General features: G+C 68.1%; 15 protein-coding genes. 6 read left to right on the plus strand and 9 right to left on the minus strand.

Annotated features, from left to right (window positions below; all coding sequences use genetic code 11):
* Positions 1–115: 115 nt before the first annotated feature.
* The gene (locus AB5S17_RS15790; RefSeq protein WP_369241045.1) at positions 116–1,663 is read right to left on the minus strand and encodes a DEAD/DEAH box helicase; all 1,548 of its coding nucleotides are present in this window, start codon (positions 1,661–1,663) and stop codon (positions 116–118) included.
* Between the two features lie 146 nt (positions 1,664–1,809).
* On the opposite strand from AB5S17_RS15790, the gene AB5S17_RS15795 reads away from it, so the two are divergent.
* Positions 1,810–2,526 (plus strand): alpha/beta fold hydrolase, encoded by a 717-nt coding sequence (locus tag AB5S17_RS15795; protein WP_369241047.1) that lies wholly within the window; start codon positions 1,810–1,812, stop codon positions 2,524–2,526.
* Positions 2,527–2,602: 76 nt separating this feature from the next.
* Here AB5S17_RS15795 and AB5S17_RS15800 read toward each other — a convergent pair whose 3' ends face one another.
* From AB5S17_RS15800 to AB5S17_RS15815, 4 genes are all read right to left on the minus strand, one after another.
* Positions 2,603–2,983: a hypothetical protein gene (locus tag AB5S17_RS15800; RefSeq protein ID WP_369241049.1), complete on the minus strand. Its 381-nt coding sequence runs from the start codon at positions 2,981–2,983 to the stop codon at positions 2,603–2,605.
* 505 nt (positions 2,984–3,488) lie between these two features.
* Positions 3,489–5,513, minus strand: coding sequence for a DNA topoisomerase IV subunit B (parE, locus tag AB5S17_RS15805; protein ID WP_369241051.1), 2,025 nt, complete (start codon positions 5,511–5,513; stop codon positions 3,489–3,491).
* A gap of 277 nt (positions 5,514–5,790) precedes the next feature.
* Positions 5,791–7,200, minus strand: coding sequence for a type I glutamate--ammonia ligase (glnA, locus tag AB5S17_RS15810; RefSeq protein ID WP_369241053.1), 1,410 nt, complete (start codon positions 7,198–7,200; stop codon positions 5,791–5,793).
* Between the two features lie 52 nt (positions 7,201–7,252).
* Positions 7,253–7,591: a P-II family nitrogen regulator gene (locus tag AB5S17_RS15815; RefSeq protein WP_369241055.1), complete on the minus strand. Its 339-nt coding sequence runs from the start codon at positions 7,589–7,591 to the stop codon at positions 7,253–7,255.
* Positions 7,592–7,878: 287 nt separating this feature from the next.
* Between AB5S17_RS15815 and AB5S17_RS15820 the strand changes: the two genes are divergently transcribed.
* On the plus strand, positions 7,879–9,399 hold the full coding sequence (locus tag AB5S17_RS15820) for an NAD(P)H-hydrate dehydratase (protein WP_369241057.1): 1,521 nt from the start codon (positions 7,879–7,881) through the stop codon (positions 9,397–9,399).
* 80 nt (positions 9,400–9,479) lie between these two features.
* Here AB5S17_RS15820 and gpt read toward each other — a convergent pair whose 3' ends face one another.
* Positions 9,480–9,977 carry a xanthine phosphoribosyltransferase gene (gene gpt / locus AB5S17_RS15825; protein WP_369241059.1) on the minus strand — a complete coding sequence of 166 codons (498 nt, stop codon included), beginning with the start codon at positions 9,975–9,977 and terminating at the stop codon, positions 9,480–9,482.
* Between the two features lie 201 nt (positions 9,978–10,178).
* Here gpt and AB5S17_RS15830 point away from each other — a divergent pair, with 201 nt between their 5' ends.
* Positions 10,179–10,568 carry a DoxX family protein gene (locus AB5S17_RS15830; RefSeq protein WP_369241061.1) on the plus strand — a complete coding sequence of 130 codons (390 nt, stop codon included), beginning with the start codon at positions 10,179–10,181 and terminating at the stop codon, positions 10,566–10,568.
* 95 nt (positions 10,569–10,663) lie between these two features.
* Here the strand turns inward: AB5S17_RS15830 and AB5S17_RS15835 are convergent, their stop codons facing one another.
* Positions 10,664–11,146, minus strand: coding sequence for a Pycsar system effector family protein (locus AB5S17_RS15835; protein ID WP_369241063.1), 483 nt, complete (start codon positions 11,144–11,146; stop codon positions 10,664–10,666).
* Between the two features lie 208 nt (positions 11,147–11,354).
* Here AB5S17_RS15835 and AB5S17_RS15840 point away from each other — a divergent pair, with 208 nt between their 5' ends.
* The 3 genes from AB5S17_RS15840 (at position 11,355) to AB5S17_RS15850 (ending at position 17,805) form a co-directional block, all read left to right on the plus strand.
* Complete coding sequence (locus AB5S17_RS15840; RefSeq protein ID WP_369241065.1) at positions 11,355–14,945, plus strand: FecR domain-containing protein; 3,591 nt, start codon at positions 11,355–11,357, stop codon at positions 14,943–14,945.
* The gene (locus tag AB5S17_RS15845) at positions 14,945–16,924 is read left to right on the plus strand and encodes a CHASE2 domain-containing protein (RefSeq protein WP_369241067.1); all 1,980 of its coding nucleotides are present in this window, start codon (positions 14,945–14,947) and stop codon (positions 16,922–16,924) included. The genes AB5S17_RS15840 and AB5S17_RS15845 overlap by 1 nt, the downstream gene beginning before the upstream one ends.
* 167 nt (positions 16,925–17,091) lie before the next feature.
* Positions 17,092–17,805, plus strand: a complete 714-nt coding sequence (locus tag AB5S17_RS15850) for a helix-turn-helix domain-containing protein (RefSeq protein WP_369241069.1) — start codon at positions 17,092–17,094, stop codon at positions 17,803–17,805.
* 142 nt (positions 17,806–17,947) lie between these two features.
* On the opposite strand, the gene AB5S17_RS15855 is transcribed toward AB5S17_RS15850, so the two are convergent.
* Positions 17,948–18,202 carry a hypothetical protein gene (locus tag AB5S17_RS15855; RefSeq protein ID WP_369241071.1) on the minus strand — a complete coding sequence of 85 codons (255 nt, stop codon included), beginning with the start codon at positions 18,200–18,202 and terminating at the stop codon, positions 17,948–17,950.
* Between the two features lie 38 nt (positions 18,203–18,240).
* Entirely contained in the window at positions 18,241–18,513 is a 273-nt protein-coding gene (locus AB5S17_RS15860) for a hypothetical protein (RefSeq protein ID WP_369241073.1), read from the minus strand.
* Positions 18,514–18,627 lie beyond the last annotated feature (114 nt).

Consider the following 18,627-nt stretch of genomic DNA (forward strand, 5'->3'; position numbering starts at 1 on the left):
GCCGGACAGGAAAAAGAAAAGCCGCGGGCGATCTCTCGTCCGCGGCTTTTTTGCATCTGTGGGACTGACTGTCGGCTACAGCGCTCCGACCGACGGTACGGCCGGCCCCCATCGCTCAGGTGCCGGTGCCGATCAGCATGAATGCGGGGATGTCGTCGCCGAAGCCGACCGGCTGCTTGCCGTCGTCGCCCCCGCGCGAGCGGTTCGCGTTGGCGGGCGGCGAGACGCGGCCCCGGGACGACGCCGACGGGCGGCCGCGATCGCTGCCGGAAGCACGGCTGCGGGAGCTGCGGGCCGGGGCCTCCGTCGCAGCGGCGGCCGGCGCGGCGTCGTCATTGATCTCGGCGACAGGAACGGCCAACTCCCCGGCCTCTGCCCGCGCGACGGCCGGCTCTTCGGCGGTCTCCGGCGCGACGTCCTTCTTGCGGCGATCGCTCCTCTCGCCGCGGGAGCGCGTGCCGGCGCGGGACGAGGTGCCGGTGCGGCGGCTGCCGCGGCCCGGCTTTTCCTCGGCCTCTTCCGCCGGAAGATCGGCGAGCGTGTCGCCGTGCCAGGCGATCTCGCTGCCGAGCATCTTCTCGATCGCGTCGAGATACTTCTTGTCCGCCTTCGTCACCAGCGTGAACGCCTTGCCGGAGCGACCAGCGCGGCCGGTGCGGCCGATGCGGTGGACGTAGTCTTCGGCGTGGATCGGGACGTCGAAATTGAAGACGTGGCTGACGGCAGGAATGTCCAGACCGCGCGCCGCCACGTCGGAGGCGACGAGCAGCTGGATCTGGTTGTCGCGGAAGCCCTGCAGCATCGCCGTGCGCGAGCGCTGGTCCATGTCGCCATGCAGCGCGCCCGCGGAAAAGCCGTGCTTCTCCAGCGACCGGAAAAGGGTCGCGACGTCGCGCTTGCGATTGCAGAAGATGATCGCGTTGCTCAGGTCGTCCTGTTCGCGGATCACCCGCCGCAGCGTCTCGCGCTTGGCGTAGTCGGTCTTGTGCGAGGCGACGAGACGCTGGGTCACGGTCAGCGCGGCCGAGGCCTGCTTGGCGACCTCGACGCGGACCGGGTTCTGCAGGAACTGCTCGGTCAGCCGGGTAATCTCCGGCGGCATGGTCGCCGAGAAGAACAGCGTCTGCCGGGTGAAGGGCAGGAGCTTGCAGATCCGCTCGATGTCGGGAATGAAGCCCATGTCGAGCATGCGGTCGGCCTCGTCGATCACCAGGATTTCGACGCCGGTGAGAAGCAGCTTGCCGCGCTCGAAATGGTCGAGCAGCCGGCCGGGCGTCGCGATCAGCACGTCGACGCCGCGGTCGATCTTCTTGTCCTGATCGCCGAACGACATGCCGCCGATCAGCAGGGCGACGTTGACCTTCTGGTCCTTGCCATACTTGGTGAAGGAATCCTCGACCTGCGCAGCGAGTTCGCGCGTCGGCTCGATGATCAGCGTGCGTGGCATACGGGCGCGTGCGCGGCCCTTTTCGAGCACTGTCAGCATCGGCAGCACGAAGGACGCGGTCTTGCCGGTACCGGTCTGTGCGATCCCGAGCACGTCGCGGCGCTCGAGCGCGTGCGGAATGGCCTGTTCCTGGATCGGCGTGGGTTCGCGATAGCCGGCGGCTTCGACGGCCGCCAAAACCTTGGCGCTGAGGCCGAGTTCGGAAAAGAGTGTCAAGCTGGCAGTTCTCTACGACTGGAGACAATGGCGCGAATGCGCCGACAAAGGCCCATGCTTATGAGGGGCGATAGGGCGACCGCAGACGCGAGTCAACCTTGAGCAGTCATATGGGGCGGATTTCCGGGATTTTGAGGGTTAAATTCATGAAAACGACAAGCATCGTGTTCGTGCCGGGGCTGCTTTGCAGCGGCGACCTCTATCTCCCGCAGATCGCTGCGCTGGAGATCGACTGCCGCATCGCCGATACTTTGACGGACGCGTCGATCACGCAGATGGCGGAGCGCCTTCTGGCGACCGCACCGGCGGAATTCATCCTCTGCGGCCTGTCGATGGGCGGCTATGTTGCGCTGGAGGTGATGCGGCAGCAGCCTCACCGCGTCCGCGGCCTGGCGCTGATGGCGACCAGCGCCGACCCCGACACAGCGGAGCAGACGGAGCGGCGGCGCCGGCTGATCTCGCTCGCCCGGCGGGACGGCGTCGGCACCGTCGCGCGGCTGCTGGCGGAGCGGCTGTTCGGTCCGTCCGCACGTTCGGACGCGCGGCTGCAGCGCCTGGCGGTCGAGATGGCCGAGGCGGTCGGACCCGAGGCCTTCGTGCGTCAGCAGGAGGCGATCATCGCCCGGCTGGACCAGACCGGCCTCTTATCGAGCATCGCCGTGCCGACGGAAATCCTCGCGGGGACGGCGGACGAGATCATTGCGCCGCAGCGATCGCGGGAGATGGCTGCGGCGATACCCGGGGCCGCGCTGACCATGCTGGAAGGCATCGGCCACATGGTTTCGCTGGAAGCCCCGGAGGTTGCGACCGGGGCGCTGCAGCGGCTCCTGCACGCTACGTCCGGACGGGGTGCCCCCGAATGAGCCGGGCGCCCGACGAACCCTCGATGCGCCGAGCCGCCCGCGGGCGGGCTCGACCGCCGATCGAGCCGGCACTGCGTCAGTTGGTGGACGGTCCGAAGGTGTAGGGCTTGCCCGGATGGAAGCGCAGTTCGTAGGTCTCCGAGATCTGTGCCCCCGCCGGGACGATTTCGAAGAACAGCATCAGGCTGTTCGGGTCGACGTCGCTCGGATCGTCAGCGCGATAGCCGAGGATCGAACCGTCGACATTGGAGATCTCCTTGATCTCGGTGGTCGAGAGCAGCTTGTATTCGTTGCCGTCGGTCTCGATCTGCTGGATGAAGAAGTGCGACTTGCCGGAGTCGCCATCCGGCTGCGCGATGATCGTGCGCCAGACGCCCTCCTTGTCGCCGTCCTTCCACGGGCCGACGATCTGGACGTCCTGGATCATCACCGGCAGGGTCTCGACCGTCTTCGTCATCGCGCCGGTGTCGGCCGTCTCGGACTTCGCCGCCGGCGTCCCGACGGCCGTGGTTGCTTGAGCGGCGGCAGCGCCGGTTTTCGCCGGCGCTTCGGCGGCCTTCGGGGTGGCCGTACCGCTCCCAGCGGGCGCGGCAGGCGCCGCACCGGCCGGCGTCTGCACGGTCTCAATCTTCGCGGTACCGGAAGCCGGCGCGGCGGGCTTTTCAGCCTGCTGAGCAAGAACCGGGCCGGCAGCCAGCAGCGAAGCTGTTGCGGCAAGACCGGCGAGGCGGACGCGCGATAGGTACAACATCGGGATCATCTCCGGACGACGGTGGTCAGAATGCGGGGTCGGCCGACGCGCAGCCGGCCTTCGGAGCGTCTTCTTACAGCAGGAACGGGAAGCCCGCGACCCGCAGCCGGAGCCTTTCGATCTCCCGGACGCTGCTTCGCGCCTGCCGAGACGCCGACACGCACCGCAGAACGGGCGGTCAGACCGCGAAGTGACCGAAGCGCAGCGCTCCTCAGATGTCGAGGTCTTCGGCGAAGGCCGCCCGCTCTTGGATGAAGCGAAAGCGCAGGTCCGGCTTGTTGCCCATCAGCGCGTCGACCGCGCCGGACGTGCCGGCTTCCGGCGCCTCGTCCATGACGACGCGAAGCAGCGTGCGCTTCTTCGGGTCCATCGTGGTTTCCTTGAGCTGCCCGGGCAGCATCTCGCCGAGACCCTTGAAGCGCGAGACCTCGATCTTGCCCTTGCCCTTGAACTCGCGCGCGATCAGCTGCTCGCGGTGGCGGTCGTCGCGGGCATAGGCGGTCTTGCCGCCCTGCGTCAGCCTGTAGAGCGGCGGCACGGCGAGGAAGAGGTGACCCTTGCGGATCAACTCGGGCATCTCCTGGTAGAAGAAGGTGATGAGCAGCGAGGCGATGTGGGCGCCGTCGACGTCGGCGTCCGTCATGACGATGACCCGCTCGTATCGCAGGTCCTCGTCCCGGTACTTCGAGCGCGTGCCGCAGCCGAGCGCCTGGATGAGGTCGGCGAGCTGCTGGTTCGCCGTCAGCTTGTCGCGCCCGGCGCTGGCGACGTTGAGGATCTTGCCGCGCAAGGGCAGGATCGCCTGGACCTTTCGGTCGCGCGCCTGCTTCGCCGAGCCGCCTGCCGAATCGCCCTCGACGATGAAGAGTTCGGCGCCGGCGGCCCCGGTCTGCGAGCAGTCCGCCAGCTTGCCGGGAAGCCGCAGCTTACGCGTCGCGGTCTTGCGGCTGACTTCCTTCTCCTGGCGGCGGCGCAGCCGCTCGTCGGCGCGCTCCACCACCCAGTCGATCAGCCGGGCGGCGTCCTGCGGCGAGGAGGCGAGCCAGATGTCGAAGCTGTCGCGCATCGACTGCTCGACGATGCGCTGCGCCTCGACCGTCGCCAGCCGGTCCTTGGTCTGTCCGACGAATTCCGGCTCGCGGATGAACACCGACAGCATGGCCGAGGCCGTCTGCATAACGTCGTCGCCGGTGACGATCGAAGCGCGTTTGTTTCCAGAGACTTCCGCGAAAGCCTTGATGCCGCGCAGCAAGACGGCGCGGAGGCCCGCCTCGTGCGTGCCGCCCTCCGGCGTCGGGATGGTGTTGCAGTAGGAACGGACGAACCCGTCCTCCGGCGTCCAGCTCACCGCCCATTCGACGGCGCCGTGGCCCGAGACCTTCTCGGTGCGTCCGGCAAAGATCTGCGAGGTCACCCGGTGCTCTGCGCCGAGCGTGGAATCCAGATAGTCCTTCAGCCCGCCCGGGAAGTGGAACGTCTCGCGCGCCGGCACGGGACCCGCCGGGTCGATCAGGCTCTGGTCGCAGGACCAGCGGATCTCGACTCCGCCGAAGAGATACGCCTTGGAGCGGGCCATGGCGAACAGCCGCTCCGGGCGGAAGGAAACGCCGGCGCCGAAGATCTGCGGGTCGGGCCGGAACCGAACGCGGGTGCCGCGGCGGTTCTGGATTTCGCCGACTTCCCGCAGTTCGCTGGTGGCGATCCCGCGCGAATAGGTCTGACGGTAGAGCTTGCGATTGCGCGCGACCTCGACCTCGAGGTGCTCGGAGAGCGCGTTGACGACCGATACACCGACGCCATGCAGGCCGCCGGAGGTCTCGTAGACCTTGGAATCGAACTTTCCGCCGGCGTGCAGCGTCGTCATGATGACTTCGAGCGCCGAGCGGTTCTTATATTTCGGATGCGGGTCGATCGGGATGCCGCGGCCGTTGTCGGAGACGGAAAGCGTCCCGTCGGCCTCCAGCGATACCTCGATGAAGTTGGCATGTCCGGCCGTCGCCTCGTCCATCGCATTGTCGATGACTTCGGCGAAGAGGTGGTGGACGGCCTTCTCGTCGGTGCCGCCGATATACATGCCGGGGCGGCGCCGGACCGGCTCCAGCCCCTCCAGCACCTCGATGTCGGCGGCGGTGTAGTCGGCGCCCGGCTCGAAGGCGGCAGGCTTGCGGACGGGAGAGGCGGCCTTCGGCGTGCGGGACTGACGCGCGGCGTTGCCCGAAAACAGGTCGTCGCTCATCGAATCAACGTTCCTCGTGTCCTCGAACCGGTCTCATGCTGCGCCGCGATCATGGCCCCTTGCTATACTTTCACGAAATGTTCTTCAAGCCGCCCGGCTTGCCGGGGACCGCAACCCGGACGATTTGAGCCGTTTTCCACGAAAATCTGCTGCATCGGGTCGTCGTCATGCCGCCGTCTGCCGGAGTGCCCGCCGCCGGTCCAACCGAAAAAAGGGGCGCCCGTTGCCGGACGCCCCTCGAGGATAGCACTGCCGGCCGGACGAGCCGACCGAAGCCTCAGATCGAGTAGTACATGTCGAACTCGATCGGATGCGGCGTCATCTCGTAGCGCAGCACCTCGGCCATCTTCAGGTCAATGAAGGCGTCGATCTGGTCGTCGTCGAAGACGCCGCCGGCCTTCAGGAATTCGCGGTCGGCGTCGAGCGACTCCATCGCCTCGCGCAGCGACCGGCAGACCGTCGGGATCTCCTTCAGCTCCTCCGGCGGCAGGTCGTAGAGATCCTTGTCCATGGCCGAGCCCGGATGGATCTTGTTCTTGATGCCGTCGAGGCCGGCCATCAGCATGGCGGAGAAGGCGAGGTAGGGGTTCGCCGTCGGGTCGGGGAAGCGGACCTCGACGCGCTTGGCCTTCGGCGACTGGCCGAATGGGATGCGGCAGGAGGCCGAGCGGTTGCGGGCCGAATAGGCGAGCAGCACCGGCGCCTCGAAGCCCGGGACCAGGCGCTTGAACGAGTTGGTCGATGGGTTGGTGAAGGCGTTCAGCGCCTTGGCGTGCTTGATGATGCCGCCGATGTAGAACAGGCAGTTCTCCGACAGGCCGGCATATTCGTTGCCCGCGAAGGTCGGCTTGCCGCCCTTCCAGATCGACTGGTGGACGTGCATGCCCGAGCCGTTGTCGCCATAGACCGGCTTCGGCATGAAGGTCGCGGTCTTGCCGTAGGCGTTGGCGACCTGGTGGATCACGTACTTGTAGATCTGCATCTTGTCGGCGTTGCGCGTCAGCGTGTCGAACTTGATGCCGAGCTCGTGCTGGGCGGCAGCCACCTCGTGATGGTGCTTCTCGACCGAGACGCCCATCTCGGCCATCACCGTCAGCATTTCCGAGCGCATGTCCTGGCACGAGTCGACCGGCGGGACCGGGAAGTAGCCGCCCTTGATGCGCGGGCGATGGCCGAGATTGCCGGTCTCGTATTCGGTGTCGTCGTTCGACGGCAGCTCGGTCGAGTCGAGCTTGAAGCCGGTGTTGTACGGATCGGCCTTGAAGCGGACGTCGTCGAAGATGAAGAACTCGGCCTCGGGGCCGAAATAGGCGGTGTCGCCGGTGCCGGACTGGGTGAGGTAGGCCTCGGCCTTCTTGGCGGTCGAGCGCGGGTCGCGGTTGTAGGCCTCGCCGGAGATCGGGTCGAGGATGTCGCAGACGACGGCCATGGTCGACTGCGCGAAGAACGGATCCATGTAGGCGGTCTCGGGATCCGGCATCAGCACCATGTCGGATTCGTTGATCGCCTTCCAGCCGGCGATGGACGAGCCGTCGAACATCGAGCCTTCCGAGAACATGTCCTCGTCGACGACGGAGGCGTCCATCGTGACGTGCTGCGTCTTGCCCTTCGGATCGGTGAAGCGCAGGTCGACGAATTTCACGTCGTTGTCCTTGATCTGCTTCAGAATCTCGTTGGCGGTCGTCATGGCAACCCTTCCTGTTGTGGCGTCAGTTACGATGGAGAGAGGCGGATCGCGATCAGATCGCGTCCGTACCGGATTCGCCGGTGCGGATGCGGATCGCTTCCTCGATGTTGGAGACGAAGATCTTGCCGTCGCCGATGCGCCCGGTCTGCGCCGCCTTGCGGATCGCCTCGACGGCCGCTGCGACCGCGTCGTCCCCGAGGACCACCTCGACCTTCACCTTGGGCAGGAAGTCGACGACGTATTCGGCGCCGCGATAGAGCTCGGTATGGCCCTTCTGGCGGCCGAAACCCTTGGCTTCGGTGACGGTGATGCCCTGCAGGCCGACTTCCTGCAGCGCCTCCTTCACCTCATCCAGCTTGAACGGCTTGATGATTGCCTCGACCTTCTTCATCGACATTCCTTTGTTGGTCTTGTCCCCGTCACGGACCGCCGGCCCGTCAGACGCGCTCAAGCACGTGCCGTGCCAAGACGTGTCCGCATTCGCGACGGGTTCGGAACAGTCCGCAGGTGACTGGCAGGCGAGAACTCCCGGGCGCATGATGCCAAACCGGCGCAGGAAAGCCAATCCAGCAGCAGGCGGCGCCTGTATGCGACTGCGACGAGAGCTACATGAGAGCCGAAAGCCTGTCACCTGCCGCCCGGAATAAATGCAGAATGATCGCGAAGTGAGCAGTCTCCATGCCGAAAGATGATGCATCTGCCTGTGTCTTGTTGACCCCCGACGAGATGGGGGCGGCCGACCGACGGACGATCGAGCGGGGCGTGCCCGGAATCGTGCTAATGGAGCGGGCCGCCGGTGCGGTGGCGGACGCGCTTCTCAGCCGGTTCCCGCAGGCGCGGCGGGTGGCGCTGCTCGCCGGTCCCGGCAACAACGGCGGCGACGCATGGGCCGCTGCCCGGCTGCTGCAGGAGCGGGGAAGGGCGGTGACGGTCTTCGCGCTGGCGTCCCGCGAAAGCCTCACCGGCGACGCCGCCATCGCGGCCGGCGGCTTTCACGGCGAGACCGCGCCGCTCGACGCGTTCGAACCGGCCGACTTCGATGTGGTCGTCGACGGCCTCTTCGGCGCCGGCCTCTCGCGCGCCGTGGAGGGAGCGGCGGCGGCAGCGATCGAGATGGTCAACGCGTCCGCAACGCCGGTGGTCGCCATCGACCTTCCCTCCGGCCTCGCCGGCGCCAGCGGGCAGGCGCTCGGGCCGGCCGTGCGGGCAGACCTGACGGTGACCTTCTTCCGCCGCAAGCCGGGGCATCTTCTCGAGCCTGGGAGAAGCCTCTGCGGCGAGACCGTCGTCGCCGACATCGGAATATCGCCGTCGGTGCTTGGCGAGATCGCGCCGCGCGCCTTCGCCAACGAGCCGGCGCTGTGGCGGCACCGCCTCAGTTTTCCGACCGCGGCCGGTCACAAATACGACCGCGGCCATGCCGTCGTCTTCTCCGGTCCGGCGTCGAAGACCGGCGCCGCGCGGCTGGCGGCGGTGGCGGCATTGCGAGCGGGGGCGGGGCTGGTAACGGTGTTCTGCCCGGGCGCGGCGCTTCTCATCAATGCGGCGCAGTTGACCGCCGTCATGCTGCGTCGCTGCGAGGACGCAGAGGAACTCGCCGGACATCTGGAGGACGCCCGCTTCAACGCCTTCGTGCTCGGGCCGGGCTTTGGCGCCGGCGAGGGCGCCCGTCGCTATGCCGGGGCGATCCTTTCCGCGGACCGGCGGCTGGTTCTCGATGCCGACGGCATCACCGCGTTCCAGGACGAGCCGGAGACGCTGTTCGAGGCCGCCCAGAAGGCCTCGGCGCGCGCTTCCGGCGAGCCGGCCCTGGTGCTGACCCCGCATGCGGGGGAATTCAAGCGGCTGTTTCCGGACCTTTCCGGCGACGAGGCTCTCTCGAAGCTCCACCGGGCGCGCAAGGCGGCCGAGCGGTCCGGGGCGGTCGTCGTCCTGAAGGGGCGGGACACGGTCATCGCGGCGCCGGATGGACGCGCGGCGATCAATGCCACCGGCACGCCCTGGCTCGCCACCGCCGGCACCGGCGATGTCCTCACCGGGATCGTCGCCGCGCAGCTGGCGCAGGGCTCGCCGAGCTTCGAAGCCGCGGCGGCGGCGGCGTGGATGCATGGCCGGGCGGCCGAGCTGTTCGGGCCCGGCCTGATCTCGGAGGACCTGGCGGCGATGCTGCCGCGAGTTTTCGCCGAACTGCAGGGCTGAAAACCGGTCAGGCGCCGCATTCCGTCAGCGGCGTCGTCCAGGTGACTTCAGCATCCGACTGGCCAGCCGGTTGTCCCCTCTCAGCCCGCCGTCCCCTTGCCGATCGGCGCCTGGAAGGTCAGGCCGAGGTCCCAGGGGAAGAAGATCCAGGTGTCCTGGCTGACCTCGGTGATGAAGGTGTCGACCAGCGGCCGGCCCTTCGGCTTGGCGTAGACGGTGGCGAAATGCGCCTTCGGCAGCATGGCCCGCACGATCCCGGCGGTCTTGCCGGTGTCGGTCAGGTCGTCGACGATCAGGATGCCGTCGCCCTCGTCCTGCAGAAGCGCGGGCGAGATCTCCTTCAGGACCTTCAGGTCGCCCTGTTCGGCATAGTCGTGATAGGACGCGACGCAGACCGTTTCGATCAGCCGGGTGCCGAGTTCGCGGGCGATGATCGCCGCCGGCACAAGGCCGCCGCGGGTGATGCAGACGATCGCCTTCCAGTCGGAGCGGACGCCGGCGAGGCGCCAGGCGAGCGCCCTGGCGTCGCGATGGAATTGATCCCACGACACGGGGAAGGATTTTTCGGCAGTCGACATCCGAGAAGCCTCAGGCTCAGCCAGATTTTCAGGAACGGCCCGGATAGATCGAAACGTAGGGAGCTGGCAAGCGCGCGGCCAGCGGCAAGAGGCGACGCAACGGCATATCGCGCTGGACGATCAGTCAACGCGGAGCGGCGTGACATCCGTCTCGGCAGCCGCCTAAGCATCCGCGTCCAACGCCGGACGCGGAGACGAGGCATGACGCTTTCACGATATTCCCCCTACGCCCTCAGCCTGTTGCGCGTCATCGCGGGGCTGATCTTCATGGAGCACGGGACGCAGAAGCTGCTCGGGTTCCCCCTCGGCGATCATGCCGCGCCGGCGTTGATGTCGCTCGGCGGAGCGGCCGGCATCATCGAGCTCGTCGGCGGCGCGCTGATCGTGCTCGGCCTGTTCACCCGCGTCGCCGCCTTCATCTGCTCGGGCGAGATGGCCTTCGCCTACTGGATGGTCCATGCGCAGCACGGGCCCTTCCCGGTCAACAACGGCGGCGACGCTGCGATCCTCTACTGCTTCGTCTTTCTCTTCATCGTCTTCGCGGGCCCCGGCCTCGTCAGCCTCGACGCCGCTGCCGGCCGCGCGCGCTGAACGGCCGCTAAGGGCGCAACTCCGAGCCGTGCCCCAACGCTTCGCGGCGCGGCACGGCCGGTGTCATTCCATGCCGGCCGCGGTCAGCCGATCAATCAACCGATCACAAGCAGCAGTCCGTAGCTCGTCACGACGAAGATCATCGAGCGGAAGGCGAGCCTGACGAGCCGGTACTTCGCCTGGCAGATCGCGGCGAGCGTCGTCGTGTTCTGCAGATAGTCGTCGTAGACGAAGCTCGAATCGCCGCGCTCGCGCGCCGCTTCGAGCCGCTCGCCGGCTGCCGGCCAGGCGCCCCAGAAGAGCACGCTGCGGCCGGGGCGCGAGCGCGGCAGCACGACGCAGATCGCCGCGATCAGCGCCACGGCGATCGAGCCGAGCAGCAGCATGGTCGCGGCGAGGGACAGCAGATGCGCCGACGCCAGGTGCTCCCAGCTGAACGCCCGGCGCGTCTCGGCCGACCAGACGACCAGAGCGAGGACGAAGGTGAAGATGTAGGCCGCCTTCTGGTCCGCCGTCTTGATCTGGTCGGCGAAGATGCGGTTCGCCTCGACGAGGTGATCGAAGTGCCGGTCGGACATTCTGGTCTCCGCTGGGATGGGCCGGACATCTCGGCCGGGCGCGCTCTTCTGCCGTAAAGCGGCGGCCTCGTCTGTGGCGCCGCGGCTACGTCATACGCGCAATCGCGCGTGCCGGCACTGCGGGTGTTCGTCACCTAGGGTCAGCTTCTTGACTCTTCCCCCGCCCCACTGAATGCATGGCGAAACGTTTCGGAAGACACGCGTCTCGATGCATTGGAAGTTGCGTCTCCTCGCGGCCGCCGCGGCCGCCTTGAGTTCATCGATCGCGGCGGCAGATCCCGTTCCTCGAAGCGCGCCGGCGGCCGGCTCGGTGATCGCGACCCGGGTGGGCGAGGAAATCGAGTTCGTCGACAAGCCGTCGTGGCGCGGCCTCGAGGTCCTCCAGAACGTCAAGTCCGGCGACGTCATCCGCACCAATGCCAGCGGCCAGATCGCCATCCTGTTTTCCGACCAGACGCAGGTCCGCGTCGGGCGCAACTCCACCCTGATCGTCAAGGAGCAGGTTCCGAACGGGGACACGCGGCTCGTCCTGCAATCCGGCCAGATCTTCGCCCGGGCCGCGCGCGGCGGGACCGGCGTCTTCGTCGAAACCGCCGCGGCGACCGCGGCGATTCGCGGCACCGACTGGACGATGCGGGTCGACGGCGACCACACGTCCCTGAACGTTCTCGACGGCGTCGTCGACTTCAGCAATCCGCAAGGGTCCGTCCGGGTGCGCCAGGGCGAGGCGGCGGCGGCGACTCTCGGTTCGGCGCCGACGAAGGTCCTGATCGTTTCGAGCGACGTCCACGAGCAGATGCTGATCAACCTGTCGCTCCGGGAGGTGGTCGCAGAGTTCCCGACGCTGCTGTTGAAGAACGCCGAGGTTCGCCGCGAGCGGCAGCGTCTCGCCGCCGTGCCGCCGTCGGCGCGCAGCCCGGCCGACCGCGTGCTGGCCGCGGAGATCGCCCTCGACCGGGACGGCTATGCCGCTGCCGCTGCGGCGGCCGTGCAGGCGCGCAAGGTTCGGCTGACGCCGGAACAAGACGCGCGCCTGATGCGGATCGAGGCAATGATCGCGATCGCTTCCGGCCGCACCGGCGAGGCGGTCCGGCTGTTCAAGCGGGCGCTGCCGCATCTTCGGGGCGAACGGCGGGTGGCGACGACCTACCAGCTCTATTTCGCGCGGTCGCTGGCCGAGCCCCAGCACGCGGTCCCGCCGCCACGGCCCGATCCGAACGATCGGATGTCGGTGGTCGGCGAGGCGGTCACCGCGGCCTTCCTCCAGTCCCCGCGCGAGGCGAACGCCATCATGAAGCGCGCCGAGCCGCGCTTTCACGACGACGCGCTGTATCAATCGCTGCTGTCGCGCATCGCCTATGCGGCGAGCGACTTCGACACGGCGAAATCCGCCATGCTCCGGGCCGTCGCTCTGGAGCCGGATAATCCGGAGGTGCTGTCGGCGCGCGCCAACTATCGCGCCAATGTCGAGTGGGACCGGAAGGGCGCGCTCGCCGACATCGAGGCCGGCCTGAAGGAGGCGCCCGGCAATTCCGATCTGTGGAACGACCTCGGCCTGATCCAGAGCGATCGCGGCGCCGATCGGGAGGCGGAGGAGGCCTTCCGCCGGGCGATCGCGCTTGCGCCTCGCGACCCGACCCCCAAGGCGAACTACGCCATTGCGCTTCTCGACCAGGGGCGGGTCAAGGAGGCGAGGGCGCAGATCGACGCCGCGATCGCCGACGATCCCTCCTTCGAAGTCGGCCAGTTCGTGCGCGGCCGCCAGCAGCTGATGACCGGCGACGAAGACGGGGCACTCGACAGCTTCCTGCGCGCGACGACGGCCAATCCGGCGCTCGCCAACGGCCTTCTGGCGCTCGGTGCCGCGCATGCGGCGCGTGGCGAGATCGAACTGGCGGAGCAGGCCTTCGAGAACGCCGACCGGCTCGACAAGAACGATCCGATCACCGCGGAGTACCGGGCGGCGCTGGCGATCGACCAGTACCAGGCGGATGAAGCGATCCGCTTCGCCGAGGAGTCGGTCAAGCGCACCCGGGCGCGCGGCGGCGACTATGCATCGATCCAGTCGACGCGCGATTCGGGTTCCGTGCTCGGCAGCGCCTACCGGCTCCTGTCATTGGATGCCTGGGGCCGCTACTGGGGCGACGTCGTCTTCGACCCGTTCGACTCCAGCGGCTATTTCGATCAGGTGATCTCCGGCGGATCCTCGCCGGTCCTGCTCGGCCGGGCCCGCGATGTCCCGAACGTCGAGGCCGAGAGCGGCTACCGCGCCTACTCCCTTCTGGCGCAGGGCCTGCTGCTCGACCCGATGGCGCTGGCGAGCTCGAAACTTCGCCCGGCCTTCATTCCCGCACCCTTCACCGAGCTCGACGTGTCCGGCGGCGCCACCTTTACCGATGGCGACTGGGGCGGGCTCGGCGGTGCGAGCTTCCAGTCCTTGGGATACGAGCCGCTGCCCTACACGCTGCTCGCCTCCGTCGACACCGATATCCTCGATCCGTCCTTCGCCCGTCAGCCGGAACGCTCGACGAGCCTGACGCTCGGCTTCGGCGTCCAGCCGACGCCGTACGACCGGATCGTCGGCTTCGGGACGGCCGCCTGGAGTTCCGGGGGGCTGGCGCTGCCGACCCAGACGACGACCTATGACGACGCGTCGACGGGGCGCGGCGCCACCGGCTTTCTCGGATGGAGCCACACCCTCGGCTACCACAACGTGCTCAACGTGGCGGTCTTCGGCTCGCACGACACCGCCGCCTACGACTACAACCGCTTCGACCCGATCTACGGCATTTTTCCCGCCAGCTACTCCAGTGACGGCAGCATCGACCGCGCCAAGGTCAGCGTGTCTCACGCGATCGGGTTCGACTGGCTGACGGTGAAGTACGGCGGCGAGTTCTCGCGGACCGACCAGAACGCGACCCAGCACATCGTTGCCGACGTGTTCGGCCGACCGGTGGTCGTCCGCGACAGCCAGGCGACGATCCGCACCGATGTCGGTCGGGCCTTCGTCGACGGTGTCGTCGAAGCCTCCGACTGGCTGAAGTTCGAGGGCGTATTGTTCGCCACCGACAGGTCGACCACCGGGGACGACTCCACGTCGGTCGATCCGCGCGTCGGCGTTGCCCTTATGCCGCTCGACGGCCAGTGGATCCGCGCCGCCTTCCTGCGCGAGCGGCCCGGCGAGGACGACGACACGCTGGCGCCGATCGGGATTCTCGGCCTTCGCTCCAACGTCCTGCCCGACAGCACGGACCGGGTGGACTCCTCCATCGTCCACTGGGACAGCGAATGGACCCCCTGGCTGTTCTCGGCGATCGACTACCAGCACCAGGAGATCACCGGCCTGACGCTGAGCCCGCCGAGCTATGTCAACAGCGTCGATATTCCGCAGGCTCGGATCGACCGGCTGGGCGCCACCGCGAATATCTGGTTCGGTGGCGGGATCGGCGCGTCCGCCACGGTGGCGCGGACCTGGTCGAGCGGCAACGTGACGGGGACGGAGGATCAGCTGCCCTTCGTTCCGGAAACGAGCGGCCGCCTGGCGCTGACCTATGTCAATCCGCACCGGCTGAAGCTGACTGCCGTCGAGACCTATATCGGAGACCGGCCGTCGAACGTCGCCGGCGACACGCTCGACCACGCCTTCGTCACCGACGTCTTCGGCAGCTGGGAGACGCCGGACCGGCATTTCGCGACGGAGTTCGGCGTCTACAACGTCTTCGACGAGGCTGTCGAAGTTGCGCCCTCCGTGCCGACCGCCATGCGCACCATTCGCGCCAAGATCACGGCGCGCTTCTGATGGCCATGCAGCAGCGCCGCCGGCGGGTGGTGCAGACCTCGGGCCTGGTCGCCCTTGCCGCCTGCCTCGGCCTCGCACTGTCGCTCTGGCCGGCGTTCCGCCTCGTCGAGGCGCGGGTGTTCGACGCCTTCGTCACTCTCTCGCCCCCGGCCATGAGCCGCCTGGCGGCCAAGCCGGACAGCATCGTCATCGTCGCCATCGACGAACCTTCCTTCGCCGAACTCAGCCTGCAATGGCCCTGGCCGCGCGATCTTCACGCCCGGCTGGTCGAGGCGCTGCGGAAGGCGGGGGCGAAGGCGATCGGCCTCGACCTCGTCTTCGCCGAATCCTCGCAGCCGGCCGCCGATGCGGCGCTCGCGGCCGCGCTCGGGCCCGACGTGGTGCTGGCGGCCGACGAGAGCGTCGTCGAAACGCCGCAGATGGTGCAACTGGTGCGCACCGAGCCGCTGCCGCAGTTCATCGCCGCGGGCGCGCGCGTCGGGCTCGCCTCCGTGCCGCTCGACGGCGACAACGTCATGCGTCGCATTCCGGCCCGTGCCGACGGTTTTGCGGCGACGCTGCTGCGTGCCTCCGAACCGGAGAGCGCGCCGCCGAGCGTCGTTCCCGGCCGCCTGATCCAGCCCATGGGGCCGGGCCGCACCTATCCCACCGTCTCCTACTATCAGGCGCTGCAACCGGCGCAGTTCCTGCCGCCGGGCACGTTCAAGGACAAGATCGTCCTCGTGGGGCGCAGTCTGCAGATGTCGGTGGCCGCGGAAACGGGCGGCGCCGACACCTTCGCCACGTCCTATACCGCCCGGACCGGCATGCTGGTTCCCGGCGTCGAGATGCAGGCGACCATCCTCGACAATCTGCGCCGGAATCTCGCGATCGGCTGGACGGGACCGCTGGAAACCGTGCTCGTCACCGTCCTGTTCGCCGCGCTCGCGGGTCTCCTCGCCTATCGGTCGGCCGATCTCTGGACGCTGGCGGGCGGCTTCGCCCTTGTGCTCGCCGTCTTCCTGATCAGCCTCCTCTGCCTGGAGTTCCTGCGGGTCTTCCTGCCGCCGCTGGCGCCGTCGGTCGCGGTCGCGGCCGTCCTCGTTCCGCTCGCCGCGCGGGACGTCACCGAGGAGCGGCGCATGCGGCGCGAGGTGACGCGGGCCTTCGGTCATTACCTCGCACCGGCACTCGTCGAGCGCCTGGCGCAGGATCCGTCGGCGCTGAAGCTCGGCGGCGAAAAGCGGGAGCTGACGATCCTCTTCAGCGACATCCGCAACTTCACCGCGCTCGCGGAATCGATGAAGGACGAGCCGGAGCGCCTGACGCGCCTGATCAACCGTCTGCTGACACCGCTCTCGGAGGCCGTGCTCGAGCAGGGCGGCACCATCGACAAGTTCATCGGCGACTGCATCATGGCGTTCTGGAACGCGCCGCTCGACGATGCCGACCATGCCGTCCATGCGGTGACGGCGGGACTCGGCATGCTGGCTGCGGTCGAGCAGTTGAATGCGGAACTCCGCGCCGAACTGGGGGAGGCGGCGCCGACCTTGAAGATCGGCGTCGGGATCAACACCGGGACGTGCGTCGTCGGCAATATGGGATCGGCCAGGCGCTTCGACTATTCGGTTCTGGGCGACGCGGTGAACTACGCGTCGCGGCTGGAATCGTCCTCCAAGCCCTGCGGTGTCCCGTTGCTGATCGGTGCGGCGACTGCCGAGCGGATCCGCCCGGCGCTGACGCCGCTCCTCGTCGACCGGATCGCCGTCAAGGGACGCAGCGGCATCGCCCCGGTCTACACGGTCCTGCCCGACGATCCGGTGCCTCAGGCGGCGGCGGAGCGGTTCGATACCGCGGTCGAGGCGCTGCTCGCAGGCGAGCGCGAGGCGGCGTCCCCGCCGGGGCCGCCCGCGATGGCGGAGCTTCTGTCGGCGATCGCCGCACGCGAGGCGGCCAAGGCTCGCGTGCTTGCGGCGTCGGCGTCGGCGTCCGCGGTCTGACGGCGGCATCAGGCGAGGGCGGCTTCGCCGGGCCGGCGCCCCGCCGGGCAAGACCGGCTTCGAGCCGCTACGTAGAATTACTTAGGAGCAAACCGAATTTCGGCCGGCCCGGGCGGCAGCTACACCTCCATGCATCGAACGACACGGAACCCGAGAGGAACCTTCCGATGCAGACCGCCATTGCCGCCTTCCCCGAAGCCGCCGTCCCCGCCGCTCGGCATCTGGCGACAAATGTCGGCCCGTCCGGCTTCGCCCGCCAGGCGGATGCCCGCGGCGACGTTGCCGGTCTGCCGCTGGCCGGGCAGGTTCTCAGCTTTTCCGAAGGCAGCGAGATCTATGCCGAGGGCGACGACGTCCGCTCCTTCTACAAGGTCGTTAGCGGGACGGTGCGGACCTGCAAGTTCCTCAGCGACGGCCGCCGCCAGATCGACGGCTTCCACGCCGAGGGCGAGATCTTCGGCCTTGAGATCGGCGGCGTGCACGGCCTGTCGGCCGAAGCGGTGACCGACTGCACCGTGATCGCCTATCGCTGGCGCGGCCAGGCGGCGCTTGCCGACGACGGCGAGACGGCACGCACCGTGTTCTCCCTGGCGATGCAGTGCCTGATGCGGGCACAGCATCATTCGCTGCTGCTCGGCCGGCGCAGCGCCGCCCAGAAGCTCGCCGCCTTCCTGATCGACATGGCTGGCCGCCGCTCGGCGAACGACGGCAGCGTCGAGCTCGCCATGACCCGCCAGGACATCGCGGACTATCTCGGCCTCACGATCGAGACGGTGTCGCGCACGCTGTCGCAGTTCGAGCGCGACCGGTTGATCGCGCTGCCCGCGGCGCGGCGGATCGTCCTGAAGAACCGCAGCGCGCTCGAAGACCTCGGCGACTGAGAGGCCGGGCGGCGGCCGTCGCACGCGGCGGCCGCTTCCGGCGCCGCCGCGCCGTCCCTGCTGCGGGGGCCCGCGCACGAAAAAGCGAAGGGCCCCGGCTTTTCAGCCGGAGCCCTTCGACGGTGTCCGCGGGAGCGGAAGATCAGGACTTCTTGGCGACCGGCTTCTTGGCGACCATCTTCTTCGAAGCGTGGTGCTTGACGGTCTTGCAGGCGTGCTTCTTGGTCGGCTTGCAGGCCTTCGTGACCTTCTTCGTGGTGTGGTGCTTGGTCGCCATCGTGTGGGTTGCGGCCGGCTTGGTCGCGGTGGTGGTCGCGGCGCTCGAAGCGTCGGTCATGGCGACCGAACCGGCGAGAGCGACGGCGAGGCCGAGGGCGGTGAGCAGGGACTTCTTCATGATCGTATCTCCAGATGGGTGGACCGGCCGTAGCCCGATCAGGGGTCGACGAGCTTGGCGTTCAGCAGCTTCATTCCGTCGGCGATCGCACGCATGCCCTGGGCTTCCCTCTTGGTGGCACAGAGCCGCTTCGCCTTGGTCAGAAGAGCCTTCGCCTCTTCGGTCCGGTGGGACGGTTTCTTGGACTTGATGGCCTTATCGAGTTGCTGACTGAACCGGTTGCAGCGCTCGTACCGGGAAACCGCCGGGCGGGCCGTGGAGGGCGATGCCTGCAGAACGACGGACAACGTCCCGATCAGTACCACCGTCAAAAGCCTCGCTCCCTGCATGCTTCGAAATCCCGGACGGGCGGCCCTTTCGGGTGAGCCAACGCCGACCGTTATGACGGCCGCATTTCTCTGCGATATGTCCGAAGCGGGCTTTTT

Origin of the sequence: Jiella sp. M17.18 (assembly GCF_041027365.1) — a bacterium.
In the GTDB taxonomy this organism is placed as follows: Bacteria; Pseudomonadota; Alphaproteobacteria; order Rhizobiales; family Rhizobiaceae; genus VKMB-3413.